This window comes from Promicromonospora kroppenstedtii DSM 19349, assembly GCF_000515355.1.
In the GTDB taxonomy this organism is placed as follows: Bacteria; Actinomycetota; Actinomycetes; order Actinomycetales; family Cellulomonadaceae; genus Promicromonospora; species Promicromonospora kroppenstedtii.
In genome coordinates this window covers 13,805-17,040 of record NZ_KI911571.1, presented here as the reverse complement: position 1 = coordinate 17,040, position 3,236 = coordinate 13,805, and the positions used below count along the sequence as shown (strand labels likewise).

Annotated in this window: 4 protein-coding genes; 2 read left to right on the top strand and 2 right to left on the bottom strand. The window is 71.4% G+C overall.

Features of this window, described 5'->3' with window-relative positions:
- The first annotated feature begins 366 nt into the window (after positions 1 to 366).
- On the top strand, positions 367 to 1,476 hold the full coding sequence (locus PROKR_RS01035) for a fatty acid desaturase family protein (protein ID WP_051432566.1): 1,110 nt from the start codon (positions 367 to 369) through the stop codon (positions 1,474 to 1,476).
- A 10-nt stretch (positions 1,477 to 1,486) separates the two neighbouring features.
- Here the strand turns inward: PROKR_RS01035 and PROKR_RS01030 are convergent, their stop codons facing one another.
- The gene (locus PROKR_RS01030) at positions 1,487 to 2,110 is read right to left on the bottom strand and encodes a thymidine kinase (RefSeq protein WP_036958942.1); all 624 of its coding nucleotides are present in this window, start codon (positions 2,108 to 2,110) and stop codon (positions 1,487 to 1,489) included.
- 35 nt (positions 2,111 to 2,145) lie between these two features.
- Between PROKR_RS01030 and PROKR_RS01025 the strand changes: the two genes are divergently transcribed.
- Complete coding sequence (locus PROKR_RS01025) at positions 2,146 to 2,808, top strand: alpha/beta fold hydrolase (RefSeq protein WP_036958941.1); 663 nt, start codon at positions 2,146 to 2,148, stop codon at positions 2,806 to 2,808.
- On the opposite strand, the gene PROKR_RS01020 is transcribed toward PROKR_RS01025, so the two are convergent.
- The coding region (locus tag PROKR_RS01020) for a GNAT family N-acetyltransferase (RefSeq protein WP_157601792.1) at positions 2,781 to 3,236 on the bottom strand (456 nt) is incomplete at its 5' end. The genes PROKR_RS01025 and PROKR_RS01020 overlap by 28 nt on opposite strands.

The window sequence follows — 3,236 nt, the reverse complement described above, 5'->3', positions numbered from 1 at the left end:
CACGCGCCCGGAGCGGAGCGCAGGCACAGTCCGACCAGACGGATCGAGGACTGAGCTGGAGCGGAGCGCAGGGTGCGGGGCGAGGAACGAGGCACGCGCCCGGAGCGGAGCGCAGGCACAGTCCGACCAGACGGATCGAGGACTGAGCCGGAGCGCAGCGCAGGGTGCGGGGCGAGGAACAACGACTGACGCCGACGCGCGGAATATCTGGTGAAGGTAAACACATCGTCTTGAACTCTTCGCCATCCGTCCACAACTGCCCCGTGCGCCACAACCTACGGACCCGTAGGCTCGAAGCCATCCGCATGACGGGCACCTGAGTCCACCCCACGGCTGGGAAGTCGAACCCGAGCCTGTGAGGACCAGATGGCCCAAGCCGTACCCGCCGTGCGCGAAGGATTCCGCCCGACCAAGCCCCGCGATCCGGGCGCCCAACCGGCGACCAGCACCTATTCGTCACTGGCCCGCACCGTGCGCGACGCCGGACTGCTGCGCCGGGCCCACCACTACTACGCCTGGACCCTCGCCACGCTCACCGTCGCGCTCGGCGGGATCGTCACCGGGTTCGTGCTGCTCGGCGACTCGTGGTTCCAGCTCCTGATGGCCGGCGCGCTCGGCCTCGTCCTGACCCAGTTCGCCTTCGTCGCGCACGAGGCCTCGCACCGGCAGGTCTTCGAGTCGGGTCCCCGCAACGACCGCTGGGGTCGCCTGATCGCCAACGTCGTCGTCGGCATCAGCTACTCGTGGTGGATGACCAAGCACACCCGGCACCACGCCAACCCCAACAAGATGGGCAAGGACCCGGACATCGAGAACGACACGATCGCGTTCACGGAGGAGGGTGTCCGGCAGCACCGCGGGCTCAAGCGGTGGATCAACCGCTACCAGGGCTGGCTGTTCTTCCCGCTGCTCACGCTCGAGGGTCTGAACCTGCACGTCCTCTCGATCCGCTCGCTGTTCTCGGGCGGCCCCGAGACGCTGCGCTCCCGGATTCGCGAGCTCGTCACCATCACGGCGCGCCTCGGCGTCTACGTGGCGATCCTGTTCTGGGTGCTGCCGCCCGGCCTGGCGTTCGCGTTCCTCGGCGTGCAGCTGGCCGTGTTCGGCGTCTACATGGGCGCGTCGTTCGCCCCGAACCACAAGGGCATGGCGATCATCCCCGCCGACTCCCGCATCGACTTCCTGTCCAAGCAGGTGCTCACCTCGCGGAACATCCGCGGCGGACGGTTCATGAACATCCTGATGGGCGGGCTCAACTTCCAGATCGAGCACCACCTGTTCCCGAGCATGCCGCGCCCGCACCTGATCCGGACCGCCGAGATCGTCAGGGAGCACTGCGCGACCCTCGGCATCCCCTACACGGAGACCAGCCTGGCGCAGTCGTACGTGATCGTCGTGAACTACCTCAACAAGGTGGGGCTGGCCGCCCGCGACCCGTTCGACTGCCCGCAGTACAAGCTGATGCGCAAGGTCTGACGTCGGCAGGTCAGCCGGGCACGGCGGCGTGCCGGCGGCACCGGGCCTCGTACGACTCCGACCCGCCCACGTGGGCGGCGACCGGCACGAGCGCACCGCCGTCGGGCTCCCCCGGTGCCTGGGGCAGCCGAACGTGGAAGGCGGCGTCCGCCCCGCAGACGGAGCACACCGCCGTGAGCTTCTCCACCGACTCGGCCAGCGCCATGAGCTCGGGCAGGGGCGTGAAGGGCTGCCCGTCGAACGTGACGGACAGCCCGGCGACGACCACGACGAGGCCTCGGCCGGCCAGGTCGGTGACGACCGGCACGAGGCCGGCGCCGAAGAACTGCGCCTCGTCGACGGCGACGAGCTCGGTGCCTGCGTCGGTACCGGTATCGGCGTCGGCGTCGGCGTCGGGGTCCAGCAGGCCGGGGATCTCCTCGGCGTGCGACACCGTGTGCGAAGGCACGCCCTGCCCCGAGTGCGACGACACCCGGCCGACGCCGCGCCGGTCGTCGAGGGCATGGCTCACCACGAGCACGCCCCGGCGCGCGATCCGGGCCCGTCGCACCCGGCGCAGCAGCTCCTCTGACTTGCCGGCGAACATCGGACCGGCGATCACCTCGAGGCGCCCGGCGCCCAGACCGTCTTTCATAGGCGCCAGTCAAGCATTCGGTTACGTTCGTCGGCATGACCACCGACGTCGAGACCGTGCTGTTCCTGCCGGGGCTGGGTGCCGGCAAGGACCCGTGGGCCGCCCAGCTGGGCGCGCTGCCCGCCGGGCTGACGGGGCTGGCCCCCGACATCCCGGGCCTCGACCGGGCTGCCACCCCCGGTGAGTTCACGCTGGCCGGCGCCGCCCGCGGGCTGCGCGACCTGCTCGACGAGCGAGGCATCGAGCGGGCGCACGTCTGCGGCCTGTCGCTCGGCGCGATGACCGCCACCCGGTTCGCGCTCGACTTCCCCGACCGGGTGGCGTCACTCGTCCTGTCGGGCAGCCAGGTGCGACCCCACCCCGCCCTGATGCTGATCCAGCGCACGATCGTGCGCATGCTGCCGGAGCGCACCGCCACCGGCATGGGCCTGACCAGGGCGCAGTGGCTCGGCGCCCTGCGCGTGGTCGCGGACGCGGACTTCCGGGCCGGGCTGCCGACCATCCAGGCGCCGACGCTCGTCCTGTGCGGCAGCCGCGACGTCGCCAACATCCCGGCGGCGCGCGAGCTGGCCGCCAGGATCCCGCACGCGGAGCTGCGGATCGTCCCGCGTGCGGGCCACCCCTGGAACGTCCAGTTCCCCGAGCTCTTCTCGCGGACGATCGCGGAATTCTACGAGAGGCTGCCGCGGAACGACTGACGGCGTGCCGGGTCGCGCCACTCGTCCCGCAGCACGCCCATCACCACCGAGTCGTAGCGCACGCCGTCGACCATCCGGGCCTGCCGGAACCGCGCCTCCTCCGTGAAGCCCAGCGCCTTGCCCACGCCGAGCATCGCGTCGTTGCCCGACCACGTGGCGAAGTCGAGCCGCACCCAGGGCGTGCTCTCGAACAGGAACGACGTCCACAGCGCCAGCGCAGTGCGCCCGATCCCCCGGCCACGCACCGCCGGGTCGTACACGGTGACGCCCATGCGCGCCCACTCCGTCTCGCGGGACTCCCAGTACCAGGCGACCGTCCCCACGAGCGCACCGCCGACGTCGACCACGAGCCTGCCCGGCGGCAGGAGGTCACCGGCGGCGGGCCGGTCCTCGCCGTCGGGCAGATCCTCGCCGACGAGCGGTGTGTC